This is a genomic window from Pseudomonas sp. PKS (genome assembly GCF_051913525.1).
Classification (GTDB): domain Bacteria; phylum Pseudomonadota; class Gammaproteobacteria; order Pseudomonadales; family Pseudomonadaceae; genus Aquipseudomonas; species Aquipseudomonas guariconensis_D.
Genome location: NZ_JBEGDO010000051.1, coordinates 1 through 449, shown reverse-complemented (window position 1 = coordinate 449; position 449 = coordinate 1). Strand labels below are relative to the sequence as shown.

Annotated in this window: 1 protein-coding gene; it reads left to right on the top strand. The window is 57.0% G+C overall.

The window, feature by feature from the left end; all coding sequences use genetic code 11:
• Window positions 1-64 precede the first annotated feature (64 nt).
• Entirely contained in the window at window positions 65-358 is a 294-nt protein-coding gene (locus tag ABOA88_RS24035) for a transposase (protein ID WP_325927641.1), read from the top strand.
• Window positions 359-449: the final 91 nt, after the last annotated feature.

The window sequence follows — 449 nt, the reverse complement described above, 5'->3', positions numbered from 1 at the left end:
TGGGCCTGTCCCATGACAACGGACGCCAAGAAGCGATACTTACATCGCTATCCTGGAGGTTGCCATGTACCCACGTACTCGCCGTAACTACACCGATGAGTTCAAAACCCAAGCTGTTGCGCTGGCCGAGGAAGTTGGCAGGACAGAAGCCGCGCGACAGTTGGAGATATCCGTCAAAACCCTGGACAACTGGGTCGATGCCTCGCGCAAGGGGTCGCCATTGAGTTCCCCGGAGCGTCGTCCCATCACCAAGGAGGACAGCGAGCTGGCGCGACTGCGAGCAGAGGTTGCCGAGCTGAAGATGGAGCGCGACATCCTAAAAAAGGCGGCGGTATTCTTTGCCAGAGAGTCCAGGTGAGATACGGCTTCGTCGCTGTTGAACGGGCTCAATTTCCGGTGCGTATGTTGTGCCGGGTAATGAGCGTGTCGGTGTCAGGGTTTTACGATTA

What these genes read in the sequence shown, in the direction of transcription:
- ABOA88_RS24035 (WP_325927641.1), top strand. Translation starts at nt 65, where the DNA reads ATGTACCCACGTACTCGCCGTAACTACACCGATGAGTTCAAAACCCAA.